We start from the raw sequence: 18,224 nt of genomic DNA on the forward strand, positions 1-18,224 counted from the left end.
CTTTAAAGGAGCGATGAGACATGAATAACGAAGTTCGCGAGTCCCAACCGAAGAAGATTTCCGTTGAGCTTACGTTGAACGAGGCTCTGGCATTAACCGGAACCCGCTTCCCCCAGAATCACCAGCTCGAGGTCGATGCCATGAGCAAGATCAAGAAGCAGCTCGAAGAGCAGATCATCGATGCCCGCCGCAACCTGCAGTAATTTCTTTCTTCAGAGGATTCACCGGACAGCTGAAGTTCATAAGTACCCCGGCCTGAGGGATTTATTCCTGAAGGCCTTTTTTGTGTCCGCTTACATAAAGTGCGGCAGCCCGCTTTGCAACACTTCCGGCCTTTGGCCTATAATGAATTCATGGGTAGAGACGATGCCACTTTGAAGGAATGGGGTTACGCTGATGAAAGAACGAATTCGCGCCGCGATTGACGCACATCGCGAGGAACTCACCGGGCTGTCCCGGTATATCGGGGAGAACCCGGAGCTGGGCAACGAGGAATGGAAGGCTTCGGCCCGTCTGATCGAAGCGCTGAAGAGCAGCCGCTTCCAGGTGGAATCCCCCGTGCTGGGGCTGCCGACCGCTTTTCTCGGGACGTACCGGAGCGCGAAGCCGGGTCCTACCATCGCTTTCTTGTGCGAATATGATGCGCTTCCGGAGATTGGCCATGCCTGCGGCCACCATCTGATCTGCGTCATGGGCCTCGGCGCGGCGATCGGGCTTCAGAGCGTCATCGACGAGATCGGCGGAACGATCCGCGTCTACGGGACGCCGGCCGAAGAAACCAAGGGGGCCAAGGTGACCATGGCGGCGGCCGGCCTGTTCGATGATGTGGATGTGGCGCTGATGGCCCATCCCTACTATGCGTACGAGAAGTCCGGGGAATCCCTCGCGATGGATGCCATCCGCTTCGAATACAGCGGCAAGGCTGCCCATGCCGCGGCGAGCCCTTACGAAGGCGTGAATGCCCTCGATGCCGTACTCCTGCTGTTCCAATCCATCGGATTGCTCCGGCAGCAGCTTCGAAGCCACGCCCGCATTCACGGGATCATCACGCACGGCGGCAAAGCGCCCAACATTATTCCCGATTACGCGGCGGCCGAATTCTACATCCGGGCAGCCAACCGGCCGTACACCGATGAGGTGGTACAGAAGGTGCTCCGCTGTGCCGAGGGGGCAGCGCTGCAGACTGGAGCCGAGCTCAAGTGGTCCAACTACGAATACTCCTACGACGAGCTTAATACCAACACGGCCCTCTCCAACGCATTCACGGCCAATCTCGTGTCGATGGGGGTGCCGGAGGAGGAGATCGGGACCGGCCAGGATCACGGCTCCCTCGACCTCGGGAATGTCTCGCGTCACTGCCCCGCGATTCACCCGTACATCAAGGTCGTCGACGAGCGTCACCTGCTGCATACGACCGAATTCCGGGATCTGGCGATGCAGCCGCGCGCCTTCGACGGCATGCTGCTCGGAGCCAAGGTGCTCGCGCAGACGGCTTATGACGTCCTCGTGGATCCATCCCTGCTCCAGACAATACGCGAAGAATTCGCACGGAAAGTGCAGAAGGCAGGGAACGCCTGAGCTTAGAACGCTTTTGGCCGGATGTGGGCAGGAGATGACCGCCTGACCGCCGTATCCGATGAGTCGGGACTCCGTTGCAAGCTAGCGGGCCCCTTCCTCCGCGACCACACAAAAAGCCGCACGGCGCTGGGTTACAATACCAGCAGCCGTGCGGCTTTTGTATGACTAGAGCACCTTGCGTAAAAATTCCTGGGTCCGCGGGTGCTGCGGATTCGCGAAGACGTCCGCCGGCTTGCCCTGCTCGACGATCTTGCCCCCGTCCATGAAGATCAGACGGGTGCCGACCTCGCGGGCAAAGCCCATCTCGTGCGTCACAACGACCATCGTCATGCCCTCGGCCGCCAGCTCCTTCATGACGTCGAGCACCTCGCCGACCATCTCGGGATCCAGCGCCGACGTCGGCTCGTCGAAGAGCATCACGTCCGGCGACATGGCCAAGGCCCGTGCGATGGCAATCCGCTGCTTCTGGCCGCCGGAGAGCTGGCCGGGGAAGCTGCCTGCCTTATCGGCGAGACCGATGCGGCGCAGCAGGTCCTGGGCAACCTTGTCCGCCTGCTGTGCGTTCAGCTTCTTGAGCTTCAGCGGCGCCAGCGTAATATTCTTCAGTACCGTCATGTGCGGGAACAGATTGAACTGCTGGAATACCATCCCCATCCGCTGGCGGAGCCGGTTGATATCCTGCTTGCCTCGGAGCAGCGAGACGCCGTCGAATTCGATGTCTCCGCCGGTCGGCTCCTCGAGCAGATTCAGGCAGCGGAGGAACGTACTCTTCCCGGAGCCGCTGGGCCCGATGACGACGACGACTTCGCCTTTGTTGATCTCGATGTCGATGCCGTCGAGCACTTGATTCGATCCGTATGCTTTCTCTAGCGCCTTTACGTTAATCAATGGGTCTTCATCCTCCTCTCCGCCACGCCGAGCAGCTTCGACAGCGTGAAGGTGATGATAAAGTAGATGACCGCTACGACAATCAGCGGCGGGAACGCTTGATAGGTGTTGCCTTTGATCGTATCGGCTTTGTACATGAGTTCGCCGATCCCGATGACAGACACAATGGACGATTCTTTGATGACCACGATGAATTCATTGCCGAGCGCAGGCAGGATATTGCGCAGGGCCTGCGGCAGAATAATGTTCCACATGACCATGGCATGCGGAAGGCCCAGCGAGCGGCCGGCCTCCATCTGCCCTTTGTCGATGGCTTGAATGCCCGCCCGGAACGTTTCGGCCACATAAGCGGAGGAATTGATGGACAGGGCCAAAATAGCCGCCATCATGTCCGGGAAGTTCGAACCGAGGAAGGGCACTTCCGGGAATTCGATTCCTACCGCCGGCAGACCGTAATAGAACAGGTACACCTGGACGAGGACCGGGGTTCCCCGGATAAACTCTACGTAAGAGGCAGCGAAGAACTTCAGCGGCCAAAGGTTCGAGAGCCTCATCAGGGCAATCAGCACGCCGAGAATGACGCCGAAGATCACCGTAAAAAAGGAAAGGATGAGCGTGACCTTCGCCCCTTCAATGAAAAAACCGTAATACTGGGGCAAAAATGAAAAATCTGAAAAACTCATGAATTCCCCTCCTTTCGGGATTAGGTTGTATGAAGCCCTATTGACAGACAAAGACCCGGATGGAGGCGATCCGCACAGTGGACTTGCCAGGTTGTGCAGCGTATCCCGCCGGGTCCTGCTAAGATAAGGATGGGTGTGTCTTATTTCTCGTGAAGCTCGTTGGCTTCCGTCACCAGACGCTCAATAGATTTGTCGCTGATGAGGCGGTCGAGTGTCTTATTCATCGCTTCCGCGAGCTCCGTATTCCCCTTCTTGAGGGCAATCGCAGAACCGCTGTCCTCTGTAGACAGCTTGATGTCCGCATAGACGAGTTCCGGGTTCTTGCTCAGGAAGGCATCGGCCACCGGCTGTTCGACGACGAGAGCTTCTATTTTCTTGGTCTTCATTTCCATAATCAGATCCGTGATTTTGCCGATGGCTTTGACTTCGGAGCCCGGCATTTGTTCCTTCACGATCGTCTCCTGGGTTGCCCCTTTTTGGGCGCCGACCTTCAGACCCTTAAGCGAATCGATTGTTGTATACTTCGCTTTGTCTTCCGCACGGACCACGACACGCTGAACGGCCGTATAATATATCTTGGTGAAATCTACGGCTTTCATCCGCTCGGGCGTAGGCGTCATCCCGGAGATGATGAAGTCGATGTTGCCCGCTTCCAATGCAGGAAGCAGACCTTCGAACTTCATGTCTTTAAGTTCAAGGGTAACACCGAGGTCCTTCGCGACCGCTTTGGCGATCTCAATATCGAAACCGACGATTTCGTCTTTCTTATTGACTTCTTTATGGAACTCGTACGGAGGATAATCCGCGCTGGTCCCCACAATAATTTTCCCAGCTTTTTTGATTGCATCCAGCTTCGACTCTTTTGACGCCGTCGTCGCAGCCGCTTCGCCAGAGCCAGCGTTCGTGGATGCCTGTTCGGCCGGCTTGGTGCCGCAAGCGCTGACGAGGAGCGCCAGACTCATAATGACAGATAATACCATCTTGTTTTTATACACAGGTTAATTCCCCTTTCTCTCAATGAACTTCCACATTATATAATAGAGCGCAATAGTTTGACAATAACCCCTTCCTTTCGACAAGGCCAAATCACGCATAATTCGGTCCTGCCTGTCACAAAATAACACTCGTGCGTTGACCGGGCATACCGGAGACCTCCCGTTTTGCAGCACTGCGGATCTCCATACTAAGGGGGTAACCCGACTGGAAGCCAAAAAAACATGGGACCTCGTCGCGGTCTCGTCCATACCGCTCATCATGACGCTTGGTAATTCCATGCTGATTCCAACGCTTCCGTCCATGAAGCGGGAACTTGCGGTAACCTCCTTTCAGATTTCCTTGATCATCACCTTGTATTCCGTTGTGGCCATCGTACTAATCCCTCTGGCGGGTTATATGTCCGATAGGTTCGGCCGCAAGAAAATCATTCTGCCGAGCCTGTTCATAGCGGGAGTGGGCGGACTTTTGTGCGGCACGGCTCACTGGTTCGCCGGGAGTTATACGTTCGCGGTCATCCTCATCGGCCGCTGCATCCAGGGAATCGGAGCGGCCGGAGGACTGCCCATCGTTCTCCCGCTGGTCGGTGACATGTTCAAGAAAGAAAAAGATGTGAGCAGCGCCCTGGGGCTGGTGGAGACCTCCAATACGTTCGGTAAGGTACTCAGCCCGGTAGCAGGCTCCCTGCTGGCCCTTCTTTCCTGGTACGCGGTATTTCTGTCCATCCCCGTGCTCTGCTTGATCTCCATCCTCCTCGTCGCTTTTCTGGTAAAAGTACCGTCTGCCGCCGAGGAGAAAGAAAAACCAAAATTCAAAGCGTTCCTGCATTCATTGGTAGATATTGCCAAAAAGGAAGGGCGCTGGCTATCGGCTATCTTCATTATCGGCATTATCGGTATGCTTGTGCTCTTCGCCGTGCTGTTCTATCTCTCCTCGCTGCTCGAGGATCTGTTCGGGATCGACGGCGTGCCCAAAGGCGGTTTGCTTGCCCTGCCCCTCTCCGCCTTGTGTCTGGCTTCTTACCTGACAGGCAAATGGATCGGCGAAGACAAGCCGCGGATGAAATGGGTCACGGTCATCGGTCTGGTAGTATTGACCGGCTCCATGCTGGCGATGGCCTGGCTGGGCATTACCACCTTGTGGATGCTGCTTGTTATCGTAGGCATGGGAGGAATCGGCATCGGCATCGCCCTCCCCTGTCTCGATGCCCTGATCACCGAGGGTATTAAGAAGGAACAGCGCGGTACGGTCTCCTCCGTCTACAGCTCCATGCGCTTCATCGGGGTGGCCGCAGGGCCGCCGCTGATGTCCATTGGCATGAAATGGCCGACTTCGGCCCTATTCTATTCGCTCGGCGGGGTCGCCATTCTGGGGGTGCTGACCGCGCTGCTCGCGATCAAGCCGACGCAGGATGCACCGAAGAACTCCGGCAGCGGGGGCTCAGGCCCCGATGCGCAGCCCCAAGACATTACCGTGTTCAAGCCCGCGGCTGTCCGGCGCAGCCCGGGCAAAATCAAAGAGACTGCACCCGAGTCGTAACCCTTGGGGCAGTCTCTATTTGTTTGCCGAAGCTTTGATCTACGTGCCTCACCTGCGTCTGTAGCTTCCGTGCTTCCAGCCGGAGATCCGCTTAGTCCCGGCCTCCGTTTCATTTGGCCACAAATTCGTGGAGCAGCTTCGTAAGCCCGCCTTTCCCGAATTTGAGATATGTGCCGGGTGAACGCCCCTGTCTCTGCTGTTCGGTCAAGAAGGCTATGATCGTCTGCCTGCGCTGGGTAATCTCGCGTACGCCAAAGCGGTACAGCCACTCATCAATCGTGTTATAGATACCGCGGTTCAGCCCGAACGTCTCAAAGCAGTACGTCACAAACTGAAAATCGGGAAGCTGCAGTACGTCCGCCCCGCTCGGCACAGGATGTTGCTGCTGCAAGTCACGGGATGCGGCAGGGACGGTGTATAATGAAGAGTCTTCACGATGAAGTGCAGTGATGGTCGTCATGAATACTGTCTCCTTCCGTTAAGCTATTATTATATCGAATAAGCAATTTTTATATCGAATAAGCAATTTTTATATCGAATAAGCAATTTTTATATCGAATAAGCAATTTCACGCTGGCGCGCGGGCTCTCTCTCCCCGGTTTCCCGCTGCATGACGCGGTCCAGGATCCGTTTCTCGTAATAGACGAACCCGCTGTCCCGCTCCCGCGGACGGTCGAGCTCGATCGCGAGGTCCATGGCGATCCGCCCTTCCTCGATCAGCACGACCCGGTCCGCGAGCGCCACCGCTTCGCTGACATCGTGAGTGACGAGAATCGCCGAGAAGCCCTGCTCCAGCCAGAGGCGCTCGATCAGCCCCTGCATCTCGATGCGGGTCAATGCATCCAGTGCACCGAGCGGCTCATCGAGGAGAAGCAGTCTCGGCCTGCCGGCCAGTGCACGGGCCAGGGATACGCGCTGCTTCTGTCCGCCGGAGAGGACGCCCGGCCACGCGCCGGCTCTGTCCTCCAGTCCGACCAGCCGCAGCGCTTCTGCGGCGGATGCTTTGTCGCCGGGCGGGGTACCGATCTCCACGTTGGCGAGCACCCGCTGCCAAGGCAGCAGCCTCGCGTCCTGGAACATGACACGGGTATTGGTATGAATGCCTTTGGCCGCGGCTCCGTTGATGTGGAGGCTCCCCTCGCTGGCCGTCTCCAGGCCGGCAACCAGCCGCAGCAGCGTGCTCTTGCCGCACCCGCTTCGCCCTACGATGGCGACGAATTCGCCCGGCTTCAGTTCCAGATCAATTCCGGTTAATACGCTTTTCTCCCCGAAAGTTTTGGATACTCCGGCTAGCCGGAGCTCCGTTCCCTGCTTGCGGCTCATACTGAGCTCTCCTTCCGTCGCCCGGTCAGGCTTTCTTGAAGTTCGGATGCCACTGAAGCCACTGCTTCTCGAGCAGCTTCGCCGCCACGTCGGACAGCTTGCCGAGCAGGGCATAGATCAGGATACTGAGTACGACGACATCCATCTGCATGAATTCCCTGGCATTCATCGCCATATAGCCGATGCCCGAGTCTGCGGAGATCGTCTCGGCCACGATGAGGGTGATCCACATAATACCGAGCGCATAGCGTACGCCGACCAGGATGCTCGGCAGCGCGCCGGGCAGGATGACCTTCCAGAAGAGTGCCCCGCCCTTCAGACCGTACACCCGCCCCATCTCGATCAATCCGGGATCCACGGAACGGATGCCGTGGAACGTATTGAGATAGACCGGGAAGGAGACGCCCAGCGCCACCAGGAACAGCTTCGCCTCCTCGCCGATGCCGAACCACAGGATGACCAGAGGAATCAGCGCCAGATGCGGGATGTTGCGGATCATCTGCATGGAAGAGTCCGTCAGCTTCTCGAGCAGCGGAGACACGCCATTGATCAGACCGAGCAGGAAGCCGATCCCACCGCCGATCGCGAAGCCGAGGAAGGCCCGTTTCGTGCTTACGGCAACATACGTGAAGATCGTCCCCTTCTGGACCAAGAGCACGAGTGCTTCCATCACCTGAAGCGGAGTAGGCAGCGTGCGCGTCTGGATGATGCCCGTCTGGCCGAGAATCTGCCAGACGACGATCAGCAGCAAAGGCACGAGCCAAGGCAAGAGATCGGCCCTTCGGTTCGTTCGCAAGGCCGCCTTCACGTCGCGTGCACCTCTTCCTTCGTGCCGGAGGACGACTCCTGCTTCGGCAGCTCGTTATTCGCCACGATTTCGCCGAATGGCGATATGTTCTTGGCGCCCTCAGACCGCCGCACCCCCTCCTGCTGCTTCAGCGGCAGCAGCGGGAATACGAGCTCCGCGAACCGGTATGCTTCCTCGAGGTGCGGATAGCCAGACAGAATGAACGTCTCGATGCCGAGATCCGCATATTCCTTCATGCGGGCCGCCACCGTCTCCGGGTCCCCGACTAGCGCCGTACCTGCGCCGCCCCGCACGAGACCGATGCCGGACCACAGGTTCGGCGAAATCTCCAGCCGGCTGCGGTCGCCGCCGTGCAGCTCGCTCATCCGGCGCTGGCCTTCGGAGTCGAAGCGGGCGAATACCTTCTGGGCACTGGCGATCGTCTCTTCGTCGAGGTGGGAGATGAGCTCGTCCGCCGCGTTCCACGCCTCCTGCCCGGTCTCGCGGACGATGACGTGCAGCCGGATGCCGAAGCGAAGCGTACGGCCCTTCTCGGCCGCAAGAGCACGCATCGTACGGATCTTCTCTTCCACCTGCGCCGGCGGTTCGCCCCACGTCAGGTAGACATCGATGTGGTTTGCGGCCACCTGCTGCGCGGCGGCAGACGAGCCGCCGAAGTACAGCGGCGGATACGGCCCCTGCAGCGGCGGATAGAGCACCTTGCCGCCCTCGACACGCAGATGCTCGCCCTCGAAGGTAACTTCCTCGCCGTCCAGCTCTCTTCTCCAGATCTCAAGGAACTCGTCCGTCAGATCGTACCGCTGTGTATGATCGAGGAATAGTCCGTCACCGGCCAGCTCCACCGGGTCGCCGCCCGTCACCACGTTGATGAGCAGCCGTCCCCCGGATATACGGTCCAGGGTCGCCGCCATTCTGGCTGACAGCGTAGGGGACATGAGGCCCGGTCTCACGGCCACAAGAAACTTGAGCCGCTCGGTTGCCGGTACGAGCGAGGAAGCCACCACCCACGCATCTTCGCACGATTTGCCTGTCGGCAGCAGCACCCCGCCGTAGCCGAGCGTGTCCGCCGCCTGTGCAATCTGGCGCATGTAATGATAATCCACCGCTCTGGCACCCTTGTTTGTCCCCAAATAACGTCCGTCCCCGTGTGTCGGGATAAACCAGAAAATTTCCATCTCTTTCTCTTCCTCTCTGCATCTCATGTTTGAGTCTGTTTTGGTGTTGAGGCGGCTGTGCCGCTTCTTTATTGTGGAAGTACGAATTCTTTATTTGGAAAGCACGGCTTCCTTGATCTGGATGGGCTTCGGAATGAGCCCTACGTCCAGGAACGTGTCGGCAATCTTCTGCTGCTCCGCAATCACCTTGTCGTCGATCGGCAGCACGCCGTATTCCCGGCGCTTCGAAGCCTGCTCCAGCGACGGAATATCGATGCCGAGCTGAGGCGAGAGCAGCTTCGCGAGCTCCCCTTGATTCGTCTTCGCCCACTCGTCCACCTTGTTCAGCTCCTCCAGCAGAATCGACGTGACTTCGCTCTGGTTCTCCGCGAAGCTGCGAGAGGCGATATAGAACTCGTGGTTCGAGACGGTATCCGTCCCGTCGGCCAGCACCTTGGCTTTGGTCGCCGTCTGCGCCGCTGCGAGGAACGGATCCCAGATGACCCAGGCGTCTACGCTGCCCCGCTCGAAGGCGACCCGGGCATCGGCCGGCGGCAGGAACACGGGTTGGATGTCCCCGTACTTCAGACCTGCTTTCTCAAGCTGCTTCACGAGCAGGTAATGCACATTGGAGCCTTTGTTCAGCGCGACCTTCTTGCCCTTCAGCTCCGCTACGCTCTTCAGCGGGGAATTCTGCGGCACGAGGATGGCCTCGCTCTTCGGACTCGCCGGTTCATGGGCCAGATAGACGAGCGGTGCACCCGCTGCTTGGGCGAAGATCGGCGGCGATTCGCCGGTATGCCCAAGGTCCAGCGAACCGACATTGAGCGCCTCGAGCAGCTGCGGGCCGCCGGGGAACTCCGTCCAGGTCACGGTATAGCCTGCGTCCTTCAGCTTCTTGTCCAGCTTGCCCTCCGCCTTAAGGAAGTTCATCGTGCCGTACTTCTGGAATCCGATGCGGACATCCTTCGCTTTCGCGGAAGTTTCTTTCCCTTTGGCATCCTGCGCAGCAGGGGCTGCCCCCTGCGCCTTCTCCCCTCCTTGGGGTGAGGCGGTGCCGCATGCACCGAGCGCTGTAACGAGTGTCAGCAATACGCTAGCTTGAAGCGTTCTTCTCAGCATAGAAGCAATCATGCAGTGGCAGCTCCTTCTTGGTTCGATTGGGATGCTCCGCCCAGGAGCCGGACTTCGCTCGCCAAGTCGGCGGCGGCCTGCTGCAGCCGGCCGGCCAGCTCTTCGGATACCTCGAAGCCGCCTTCGTCCAGACGCTTCACCTGGGTATCCAGCGCATAGACGCCCTGCAGCTGGTTGCGTGCGCCAAGCGCCGATAAGACGGGCTTGAGGGCATAGTCAATCGCAAGCAGATGTGCCAGCGTGCCGCCGATGGCCAGCGGAAGGATGACTTTCCCTTCCAAGCCTCTTTGGGGAATGAGATCAAGGAATGCTTTCAGGACGCCGGTGTAGGAGGCCTTATAGATCGGCGTGGCTACGACGACGGCTGCCGCACGTTCGACGATGCGGTTCGCTTCAATAATCGCAGGAGAGTCAAACTTCGTATAGACCAAGTCCTCGGGTGGAAGCTGGTGTACATGCACCCACTCCAGCTCGATTCCCGCTTCCTTCAGCTTCACTTCGACACTTTGCAGCACTCCGTTCAGACGGGAGCTTGGGGAGGGACTTCCGGAAATAATCGCAATGGTTGGCATAAGGTTACGCTCCTTCTGTTCTTTGGGGATGGATGGTAAAAGAAAGAGACCTCCAGAAATTCACCGTTACCCTAAGGGGCACTGCGCTTTTTCGGGAGGTCTCCGGCGGTCCGGTAGACCCTGCTGATTCAGCTGGTTGTTCGTTCTTCTTTATTTCTCTATCATCCGGCCACAGCCTGATCTTCAGACTGCTTTTCGCTTTCGGCGGAGGCTTGAGTTCGGAAGGGCTAGGGCGTTCGCTTATGCTGCTTCGGTTCGGCCACGCGCTGAGCGGGGGCGTCCGATTCAAAGCGCTTGCGCTCCGTCCGCTCAATTTGAACGATGCGTCCGTCATGCACTACAATCTGCACCGTCCCGTATTCCAATCCGTTCACACTGCCGATAATCCGTTTCGTCCACAATTCATCTACATCCAGCGGCTTCGCCATTTTGCATCCCTCCGGTTTTTATTATATTCCTATGTGTTTAGTTGGTTTTATATGTGAAGGATAAACGCCTACTTCACTGCATTCGCTCCGTAAGCGTTCTTCTTGGTGTATCTCTCAAATGGTCCAGTCGTTCCACTCCTGCTTGCGCTTGTCAATATAGAGGAGCCAATCCCGGGTCTTACTCAGCAGCTGCTTCTTCGCGGATGCTCCTGTGAAGGTATGATCCGCCTGGAATATCACTTCCTTGTCGCATTGGCCCTGGCTCCGCAGCCAGAACAGCTTCTGGAACAGGAAGCAGTAATCCACCGGGATCACCTCATCGGCCGTTCCGTGAACGAGCAGAACGTCGCCCAAGAACTTGCGCAGCTGCTCGAACGGCTGGTGCTTCTGCAGCGATTCGAAGAATACCGGGAGCAGCGAATAGCCGAGATAATCGACCGAGCCCCGCTGCACTGCTTCTTCGTAAGCGGCTTTGCCGGTAATGCCCACGATATCATTGAACGGGTAGCCTACGGCGGACCAAAGAACCAAGGTCTTGACCCGCTTATCCCGGGCGGCGGTGAGGATCGATACGGCTCCGCCGAGGCTGTGCCCCAGCAGAATCACCCTCTGCGGATCGACGCAGTCGATATCGAGCACATAATCGATAACGCTGCGCGTCTGGTCGATCATCGAATCGAGGCCGCCGGCACCGTACTCTCCGGTGCTCTCCCCGCAGCCGCCGTAATCAAAGCGGAGAACCATATACCCGGTGCGTGCGAATTCCCGTGCCGCCAGGACGAACAGCCGGTCTACGCCGATGCGGCTGCCGACGAAACCGTGGGCAATGACAATGACCGGGTACTTGCCGCACGTCCTCCCGGCGGCTCCTTCCCCCTCGGGGTAGTGCAGCGTTGCAGCGAGCTCGAGCCCTTCCGTGCTGCGTATCGTGATATGGTGTTCCATTTGCCGTTGCCCCTTTCGATGAGCGGATGAGCCTGGAGAGAGCACGTGCTGTCCCGGCCGTTAAGCGTATTCCTGGATGTAGGATTCCACAAAAATGGCTTGATATTGCAGATTGGATGTGCAGCTTGGACGGGAGCCGAGGCTTGCCGGGCCGAACGACCGTATCCCAAGCAGAGGCTCCGTCCGCCCGATCCTTCAGTTCGTGCCCGCGCCGCCCCAGCCGGCTAGATGTGTACGGGCATCGGATCGCCCTTCAGTCCGTTCTCCTGGGTCAGCTGCTCCTGCTCGTTGAACAGATAGACACGATGGATCAGCACCTGCACCCTCTCGCCCGGCGACAGCTCCGGAAGCTCCGGCGAGCGGTAAGCGAACAGCCTGTCGCCTTCCACCTCCACTTCCACCTGCCAGTTGATCCCCCGGAAGTACACCTGCTTCACCGTGCCGTGTTCGGCAGCCGACGGGTAAGATACCTCACCTTGACGGCCGATCTCGATAAATTCCGGACGGATGATGGCCCGGGCATTCGGCAGGAGATCCGGCTCGAACCCCTTCAGATTCGAAATGTCGGCGAGCTGGTTCGATTCGCCGATAAATCCGGCGACGAACGGGGTTCGCGGCTTCTTGTAAATCTCGATCGGCGTTCCCTGCTGCTCGAGCCTTCCCTGGTTGATGATCATGATCTGGTCTGCCACCTCGACCGCTTCCTCCTGGTCGTGGGTGACGAAGATCGTCGTGATCCCGACCCGGTCGATCATCTCCTTGAGCCACGTCCGCAGCTCCTTGCGGACCTTGGCGTCGATGGCGGCGAAGGGCTCGTCGAGCAGCAGCAGCTGCGGCTCCGGGGCTATGGCCCGGGCGAATGCCACCCGCTGGCGCTGTCCGCCGGAGAGCTGGTGCGGCAGCCGGGAGCCGAGGCCCTTCAGGCCGGTGAGCTCGATGAGCTCCTCGACACGGGCCTTGATCTGCGCCTTGCTCTTCTTCTGCACCGTCAGGCCGAAGGCGATGTTGTCGAACACAGTCATATGGCGGAACAGCGCATAGTTCTGGAAGACGAACCCGATGCCCCGGGCCTGCGGCGCCAGGTCGTTGACCCGCTGCCCGTGGAAGTGAATATCGCCGCTGTCCGGCTCTTCCAGCCCGGCAAGCATCCGCAGGATCGTGGTTTTGCCGCCGCCGCTTGGACCGAGCAGGCCGATAAGCTTTCCTTTCTCGATCTCGAAGCTGACTTGGTCCGTCGCCCGGAAACTGCCAAAGCTCTTCGTTAAGTGTTTGGCCGCAATATGCATCTTCTTACTCCCCTTCCGGGCGCTGCTGCCCATGTTTCCATTCGATGATGCTCTTGACTACCAGCGTGACGACAGCAAGCAGGACGAGCAGTGAAGCCATCGCGAACGAGCCCGCAAAGTTATATTCGTTGTACAGGATCTGGATGTGCAGCGGCATCGTGTTCGTGGAACCCCGGATGTGGCCGGAGACGACCGAGACGGCACCGAATTCGCCCATGGCCCTGGCGTTGCAGAGGATGACCCCGTAGAGCAGCCCCCACTTGATATTGGGCAGCGTCACCTTCCAGAAGATGCGCCATCCCTTGGCCCCGAGCGTGACCGCAGCTTCCTCTTCGAGCGTTCCCTGTGCCTGCATCACCGGCAGCAGCTCCCGGGCGACGAAGGGGAAGGTGACGAAGACGGTAGCCAGGACGATCCCCGGCAGCGCAAAAATGATCTTGATATCGTTCTCCTGCAGCCAAGGGCCGAACCATCCTTTCGCTCCGAACAAGAGGACGAAGATGAGACCCGAGATGACCGGCGATACCGCGAACGGCAGATCGATCAGCGTAACTAGCAGATTCTTGCCCTTAAAACGGAATTTCGTAATCGCCCAGGCCGCCGCCACCCCGAAGACCAGGTTGACGGGAACCGCGATCGCCGCTACCGTGAGCGTCAGGCGGATCGCTGCGGCCGCATCCGCTTCGACGAGCGCCGCTTGGTATACCTCCCATCCCTTGCGGAACGCTTCGACGAAGATGCTCGCGAGCGGCAGGATGAGCAGGAAGCCCAGGAACAGCAGAGCAATCGCAATCAGGATCCACCGGACCGCAGCGGACTCCGTGATATGACGGGGACGCTGCGCGGCGGCCGTCCCCGAACGGACGGCGGTGGCTACATAACCAGCCATGTTCTCTCCTCCTCCATGCTATGCCGAAGTGACATGGCGGTTCGCCCGCCACTGCAGCAGATTGATGACCAGCAGGGTAACGAAGGAGATCACCAGCATGACCAGCGCGATGGCCGTAGCCCCCGCATAATCGTACTGCTCCAGCTTCGTCATGATAAGCAGCGGCGCGATCTCCGTCTTCATCGGCATGTTGCCGGAGATGAAGACGACCGAACCGTACTCGCCGACCGCCCGGGCGAACGCCAGCGTGAATCCGGTCAGGAGTGAGGGGAACAACGACGGGAATATAATCTTCGTAAAGGTTCTGAAGCGTCCCGCTCCCAGGGAAACCGCGGCTTCCTCGGTTTCCTTGTCGAGCTCTTCCATGACCGGCTGCAGCGTCCTCACCACGAACGGTATGCCGATGAACGTCAGCGCCAGCATAATACCGAGCGGCGTGAAGGCGATCCTGATCCCATGCGGCTCCAGCAGGGAGCCGATCCATCCGTTTTGCGAATAGATGGTCGTGAGGGCAATCCCAGCTACCGCAGTCGGCAGGGCAAAAGGCAAATCCACGAGCGCATCGACCAGCTTTTTGCCCGGGAAGGAGTAGCGTACGAGCACCCAAGCGACGATAAAGCCGAATACCGAGTTGATGAGCGCCGCGCCGAACGCGGTGCCGAAGCTGATTTTGTACGCCGCGATGACCCGCGGATCCATAATCGTGGCCCAGAACTTATCCCATCCCATGCCCGATGTCTTGATGAAGATCGCCGACAGCGGGAAGAGGACGATCAGGCTGAGGTACATCACAGTAAAACCCATCGAAAGCCCGAACCCGGGTAGAATACTGCGCTCTTTCCAAGCTTTTGCCATGGATATCGTTCTCCCGTTCCTTCATATATTCAGTAGACCTTGGTGGCTCCGCCCATTTACGGTTTATAAATTTGGTCGAATACGCCGCCGTCATTGAAGTGCGTGGTCTGCGTCTTCGTCCAGCCGCCGAACGGCTCGTCGTTAATCGTGAAGAGATTCACCTTGCTGAACTGGTTCTCGTATTTCTTCGCCACCGACTCCAGCCGCGGACGGTAGTAGTTCTTCGCCGCGATCTCCTGACCCTCTTCGGTGTAGAGGTACTCGAGGTACGCTTTGGCCACTTCGCGGGTGCCCTTCTTGTCGACGACTTTATCGACGATCGCCACCGGCGGCTCCGCGAGCACCGAGACGGACGGGGTTACGATCTCGTATTTGTCCTTGCCGAATTCGTTGATCGAGAGGTAGGCTTCATTCTCCCAGGCGATGAGCACATCGCCGATGCCGCGCTGGACGAATGTCGTGGTCGAATCGCGGGCACCGGAATCGAGCACCGGCACGTTCTTATAGAGCGCCTGGACGAATTCCTTGGCTTTGGCCTCATCCTTGTTGTTCTTCTGGTACGCATAACCCCAGGCCGCCACGTAGTTCCACCGAGCACCGCCCGACGTCTTCGGGTTCGGGGTGATCACCTGCACGCCCGGCTTCGTGAGATCGTCCCAGTCCTTGATGCCCTTCGGATTGCCCTTCTTCACCAGGAACACGATGGTCGACGTGTAAGGCGACGCGTTATCCTTCAGTTCCTTCTCCCAGCCGGCTTCGATCAGCCCGGCCTTCTGGACCGCGTCGATGTCATAAGCGAGCGCGAGGGTGACGACGTCCGCTTCCAGACCATCGATGACCGAACGCCCCTGCTTGCCGGAGCCGCCGTGGGACTGCTTGAACGTGACGTCCTGCCCCGTTTTGGTTTTCCAATACGTTTGGAACGCTTTGTTGAAGGAGACATAGAGCTCGCGGGTCGGATCGTAGGAGACGTTGAGCAGTTCGACGGGCTTCGCAGCCGCTGCCGGTTTGGCCGTCTCCCCGGCTGCCGGCGCCGTGCCGGTTTCTTTGCTGCCGCAGGCGGTGATCGCCGTGAGGGATAAAGCTAAGACGGTCAGCACCGATAATTTTCCGAATCGTGCCAGCAGGTTTGTTTGTGTACGTTTCATTAGAGTGACGCTCCCCATTTATCATAATTTCTTATATATTGTTTATCAGATGGGAATAGGCGGTTATATGCCTATGCCAAAAGATATGCGCTCCGGTTGACCGGTTACTCATATTCATAATTCCGATAAAGTTACTTTGTTATTGCGTATCTTAGCATCGGGGCTCCTATCCTGTCAATCGGTTTTTTAGAAAAATATACCTTCCCTTGGGTAAGCGCAAAAAAAGCCTTCGTCCCAGCGCTTTCCCTGTGGAAAGGCTGGAATGAAGGCTCCGGAAGCTGCTTATTTATCTTCAGCGGGCCAAGAAGCGCCCCTGCCGCGTCCTGGGACCGCGTTGTCAAACCACACCTACTCGGCGGCTTCTTCCCTCTGCGTCGTCTCGCCGGACTGCGTACACTCCCCGCAGTAGCCGAGCACCTCGAAGCGGTGGTTGACGACCTGAAAATCGTCCGGAAGACCAGGCACCTGCTTCATCGGACAGAACTCGAATGGGATCGTCTTCTCGCACCGCAGACAGATGAGGTGGTGGTGGTGATGGGTCTGGCACCGGGCACGGAACTTCAGCCCGTCGTTCAAGTAGATCTGCTCGAGCACCCCCATCTCGCTCAGGAGCCGCAGATTCCGGTAGACGGTATCGAAGCTGACGCCGGGGTACTTCTGCCTCATATGTTCATAAACGTCCTTGGGAGACTGGTAGCCTTCGGATCCCGCGAACAAGGCCGCCAGGCTCTTGCGCTGGTCGGTTATCCGCCATCCTTTGCTCGACATCGCCCCGACGATTTCGTCGATCGTGCTTTGAACCTCGTGCGCATGCTCGTGTTTGGACATAATGACCTCTTCCCTATGAAGACTTTTCCTCTTCTAATAATGCCCCAGGAGCCGTGCGCCCGTCAAGATTGCCCCGCTTCCAGAGCGTTCAGCTCAGCCTCCAGCACCCGCTTGTCGAAGTGCTCCCCGATGAAGACCGCCACGCTCGGCAGCTCTTCCTTCGGCGCGATCTTCATGAGATCCATCTCCCGGTAGGCGTACTGGAAGAGGAACGGGGAGACCGTGTCCGAGAACCGGAGAATCCCCTTCGCCCGAAAAATCTCCTGTGGCAGCCTCCCGATCAACGCCTCGAACGCCTCGCTGTCCACCGGTGAACGGAAGTAGTGGGTATGCACCATCACATGATCGTGGCTGTGGTGCGCATGCCCCCCTCCCCCGTCCGGTCCGTGAGCGTGCCCGCAGTGCTCATCGTGCCGGTGGCTAGGATCGTGCGAATGGCTGCAGCCCTGCTCCGCGCCTGAGTCGCCGCCTCTATCCGCCGATGCCGCCCCGTGACGCTCCTTCACACTGCCCTGATCGGCTCTGAAGAGGGACAGGTCGGTCTCGCACTTCACGGCCGCCGTGATCGGAGCCACGCCGCTCAGCTCACGCAGAAGACTCTCGGCGTCGAGCAGCTCTTGAGGCGTTACGAGATCGGCTTTGTTGAGGATGATCCGGGTCGCGCAGCGGATCTGATCCTGCATGAGCTTGTACGTCCTCGACTTGGGCGTGCGGGAGCGCTCCAGCAGCTGTCCCGCATCCACGACTGTCACGAGTGACTTCAGCTCCACGCGGGTGAGCATGGAGGCATCCGTGATTCCGTCGAGCATCTCGACCGGATTCGCCGCCCCCGTGCATTCGACGAAGACAACGTCAGGCTCATGCTCATCGATGAGCTGCTTCAGCTCCATGCCGAGATCGCCCCGAATCGTACAGCAGATGCAGCCGCCGAGCATCTCGGTCATCGGCACCTCCTCATCCACGAGGAGGCCGTCGAGATTCACATCGCCCAGCTCATTCATCAGGACGGCCGGTTTGAGGCCGGACAGCTGATAATACTCGATAGCCCGGGTCAGCAGGGTCGTCTTCCCGCTCCCGAGGAAGCCGCTTAATATATGTACAGGTACCGCTCTGCTTGTCATCTTCTCCGCTCCGTTCTCTACCATGCTTACCCGCAGGAAGCTTGCTCCCGCA

The 18,224-nt window shown here is 58.7% G+C and carries 20 protein-coding genes; 3 read left to right on the forward strand and 17 right to left on the reverse strand.

The window, feature by feature from the left end; genetic code table 11:
- Positions 1–20: 20 nt before the first annotated feature.
- Complete coding sequence (locus tag O9H32_RS25050) at positions 21–203, forward strand: hypothetical protein (protein WP_269868856.1); 183 nt, start codon at positions 21–23, stop codon at positions 201–203.
- 193 nt (positions 204–396) lie between these two features.
- Positions 397–1,578, forward strand: coding sequence for a M20 family metallopeptidase (locus O9H32_RS25055; RefSeq protein ID WP_269868857.1), 1,182 nt, complete (start codon positions 397–399; stop codon positions 1,576–1,578).
- A gap of 165 nt (positions 1,579–1,743) precedes the next feature.
- Here O9H32_RS25055 and O9H32_RS25060 read toward each other — a convergent pair whose 3' ends face one another.
- From O9H32_RS25060 to O9H32_RS25070, 3 genes are all read right to left on the reverse strand, one after another.
- Entirely contained in the window at positions 1,744–2,466 is a 723-nt protein-coding gene (locus O9H32_RS25060; RefSeq protein WP_269868858.1) for an amino acid ABC transporter ATP-binding protein, read from the reverse strand.
- On the reverse strand, positions 2,463–3,149 hold the full coding sequence (locus O9H32_RS25065; protein ID WP_269868859.1) for an amino acid ABC transporter permease: 687 nt from the start codon (positions 3,147–3,149) through the stop codon (positions 2,463–2,465). Before O9H32_RS25065 ends, O9H32_RS25060 begins: the two co-directional genes overlap by 4 nt.
- Before the next feature lie 140 nt (positions 3,150–3,289).
- Entirely contained in the window at positions 3,290–4,144 is an 855-nt protein-coding gene (locus tag O9H32_RS25070; protein WP_269868860.1) for a transporter substrate-binding domain-containing protein, read from the reverse strand.
- 259 nt (positions 4,145–4,403) lie between these two features.
- On the opposite strand from O9H32_RS25070, the gene O9H32_RS25075 reads away from it, so the two are divergent.
- Complete coding sequence (locus O9H32_RS25075; protein ID WP_269868861.1) at positions 4,404–5,681, forward strand: MFS transporter; 1,278 nt, start codon at positions 4,404–4,406, stop codon at positions 5,679–5,681.
- 109 nt (positions 5,682–5,790) lie between these two features.
- Here the strand turns inward: O9H32_RS25075 and O9H32_RS25080 are convergent, their stop codons facing one another.
- From O9H32_RS25080 to O9H32_RS25145, 14 genes are all read right to left on the reverse strand, one after another.
- Positions 5,791–6,141, reverse strand: a complete 351-nt coding sequence (locus O9H32_RS25080) for an RNA-binding protein (RefSeq protein WP_269868862.1) — start codon at positions 6,139–6,141, stop codon at positions 5,791–5,793.
- A gap of 89 nt (positions 6,142–6,230) precedes the next feature.
- Entirely contained in the window at positions 6,231–7,004 is a 774-nt protein-coding gene (locus O9H32_RS25085; RefSeq protein WP_269868863.1) for an ATP-binding cassette domain-containing protein, read from the reverse strand.
- A 25-nt stretch (positions 7,005–7,029) separates the two neighbouring features.
- Positions 7,030–7,812, reverse strand: a complete 783-nt coding sequence (gene ssuC, locus O9H32_RS25090) for an aliphatic sulfonate ABC transporter permease SsuC (protein ID WP_269868864.1) — start codon at positions 7,810–7,812, stop codon at positions 7,030–7,032.
- The gene (gene ssuD, locus O9H32_RS25095) at positions 7,809–8,987 is read right to left on the reverse strand and encodes an FMNH2-dependent alkanesulfonate monooxygenase (RefSeq protein ID WP_269868887.1); all 1,179 of its coding nucleotides are present in this window, start codon (positions 8,985–8,987) and stop codon (positions 7,809–7,811) included. The genes ssuC and ssuD overlap by 4 nt, the downstream gene beginning before the upstream one ends.
- Positions 8,988–9,077: 90 nt before the next feature.
- The gene (locus tag O9H32_RS25100; RefSeq protein WP_269868865.1) at positions 9,078–10,100 is read right to left on the reverse strand and encodes a sulfonate ABC transporter substrate-binding protein; all 1,023 of its coding nucleotides are present in this window, start codon (positions 10,098–10,100) and stop codon (positions 9,078–9,080) included.
- The gene (gene ssuE / locus O9H32_RS25105) at positions 10,097–10,672 is read right to left on the reverse strand and encodes an NADPH-dependent FMN reductase (protein WP_269868866.1); all 576 of its coding nucleotides are present in this window, start codon (positions 10,670–10,672) and stop codon (positions 10,097–10,099) included. The genes O9H32_RS25100 and ssuE overlap by 4 nt, the downstream gene beginning before the upstream one ends.
- A gap of 227 nt (positions 10,673–10,899) precedes the next feature.
- Entirely contained in the window at positions 10,900–11,100 is a 201-nt protein-coding gene (locus O9H32_RS25110; RefSeq protein ID WP_269868867.1) for a YezD family protein, read from the reverse strand.
- 114 nt (positions 11,101–11,214) lie between these two features.
- Positions 11,215–12,045 carry an alpha/beta hydrolase gene (locus O9H32_RS25115; RefSeq protein ID WP_269868868.1) on the reverse strand — a complete coding sequence of 277 codons (831 nt, stop codon included), beginning with the start codon at positions 12,043–12,045 and terminating at the stop codon, positions 11,215–11,217.
- 224 nt (positions 12,046–12,269) lie between these two features.
- Complete coding sequence (locus O9H32_RS25120) at positions 12,270–13,331, reverse strand: sulfate/molybdate ABC transporter ATP-binding protein (RefSeq protein ID WP_269868869.1); 1,062 nt, start codon at positions 13,329–13,331, stop codon at positions 12,270–12,272.
- A 4-nt stretch (positions 13,332–13,335) separates the two neighbouring features.
- Positions 13,336–14,220, reverse strand: coding sequence for a sulfate ABC transporter permease subunit CysW (gene cysW / locus O9H32_RS25125; RefSeq protein ID WP_269868870.1), 885 nt, complete (start codon positions 14,218–14,220; stop codon positions 13,336–13,338).
- 18 nt (positions 14,221–14,238) lie between these two features.
- On the reverse strand, positions 14,239–15,075 hold the full coding sequence (gene cysT / locus O9H32_RS25130; RefSeq protein ID WP_269868871.1) for a sulfate ABC transporter permease subunit CysT: 837 nt from the start codon (positions 15,073–15,075) through the stop codon (positions 14,239–14,241).
- A 56-nt stretch (positions 15,076–15,131) separates the two neighbouring features.
- A complete protein-coding gene (locus O9H32_RS25135) occupies positions 15,132–16,223 on the reverse strand; it encodes a sulfate ABC transporter substrate-binding protein (protein WP_269868872.1) in 1,092 nt (363 codons plus the stop codon).
- Between the two features lie 348 nt (positions 16,224–16,571).
- Complete coding sequence (locus O9H32_RS25140) at positions 16,572–17,051, reverse strand: Fur family transcriptional regulator (protein WP_269868873.1); 480 nt, start codon at positions 17,049–17,051, stop codon at positions 16,572–16,574.
- A 62-nt stretch (positions 17,052–17,113) separates the two neighbouring features.
- Positions 17,114–18,196: a CobW family GTP-binding protein gene (locus tag O9H32_RS25145; RefSeq protein ID WP_269868874.1), complete on the reverse strand. Its 1,083-nt coding sequence runs from the start codon at positions 18,194–18,196 to the stop codon at positions 17,114–17,116.
- Between the last annotated feature and the right edge of the window lie 28 nt (positions 18,197–18,224).

The sequence above is a fragment of the Paenibacillus caseinilyticus genome, assembly GCF_027533645.1.
Classification (GTDB): domain Bacteria; phylum Bacillota; class Bacilli; order Paenibacillales; family NBRC-103111; genus Paenibacillus_G; species Paenibacillus_G caseinilyticus.

Coding starts and splice junctions, on each gene's coding strand:
- ssuE (WP_269868866.1), bottom strand. CDS start 10,672: ATGCCAACCATTGCGATTATTTCCGGAAGTCCCTCCCCAAGCTCCCGT.
- O9H32_RS25135 (WP_269868872.1), bottom strand. CDS start 16,223: ATGAAACGTACACAAACAAACCTGCTGGCACGATTCGGAAAATTATCG.
- cysT (WP_269868871.1), bottom strand. CDS start 15,075: ATGGCAAAAGCTTGGAAAGAGCGCAGTATTCTACCCGGGTTCGGGCTT.
- O9H32_RS25085 (WP_269868863.1), bottom strand. CDS start 7,004: ATGAGCCGCAAGCAGGGAACGGAGCTCCGGCTAGCCGGAGTATCCAAA.
- O9H32_RS25140 (WP_269868873.1), bottom strand. CDS start 17,051: ATGTCCAAACACGAGCATGCGCACGAGGTTCAAAGCACGATCGACGAA.
- O9H32_RS25065 (WP_269868859.1), bottom strand. CDS start 3,149: ATGAGTTTTTCAGATTTTTCATTTTTGCCCCAGTATTACGGTTTTTTC.
- O9H32_RS25110 (WP_269868867.1), bottom strand. CDS start 11,100: ATGGCGAAGCCGCTGGATGTAGATGAATTGTGGACGAAACGGATTATC.
- O9H32_RS25115 (WP_269868868.1), bottom strand. CDS start 12,045: ATGGAACACCATATCACGATACGCAGCACGGAAGGGCTCGAGCTCGCT.
- ssuD (WP_269868887.1), bottom strand. CDS start 8,987: ATGGAAATTTTCTGGTTTATCCCGACACACGGGGACGGACGTTATTTG.
- O9H32_RS25145 (WP_269868874.1), bottom strand. CDS start 18,196: ATGGTAGAGAACGGAGCGGAGAAGATGACAAGCAGAGCGGTACCTGTA.
- O9H32_RS25080 (WP_269868862.1), bottom strand. CDS start 6,141: ATGACGACCATCACTGCACTTCATCGTGAAGACTCTTCATTATACACC.
- O9H32_RS25055 (WP_269868857.1), top strand. CDS start 397: ATGAAAGAACGAATTCGCGCCGCGATTGACGCACATCGCGAGGAACTC.
- cysW (WP_269868870.1), bottom strand. CDS start 14,220: ATGGCTGGTTATGTAGCCACCGCCGTCCGTTCGGGGACGGCCGCCGCG.
- O9H32_RS25100 (WP_269868865.1), bottom strand. CDS start 10,100: ATGATTGCTTCTATGCTGAGAAGAACGCTTCAAGCTAGCGTATTGCTG.
- O9H32_RS25120 (WP_269868869.1), bottom strand. CDS start 13,331: ATGCATATTGCGGCCAAACACTTAACGAAGAGCTTTGGCAGTTTCCGG.
- O9H32_RS25050 (WP_269868856.1), top strand. CDS start 21: ATGAATAACGAAGTTCGCGAGTCCCAACCGAAGAAGATTTCCGTTGAG.
- O9H32_RS25075 (WP_269868861.1), top strand. CDS start 4,404: ATGACGCTTGGTAATTCCATGCTGATTCCAACGCTTCCGTCCATGAAG.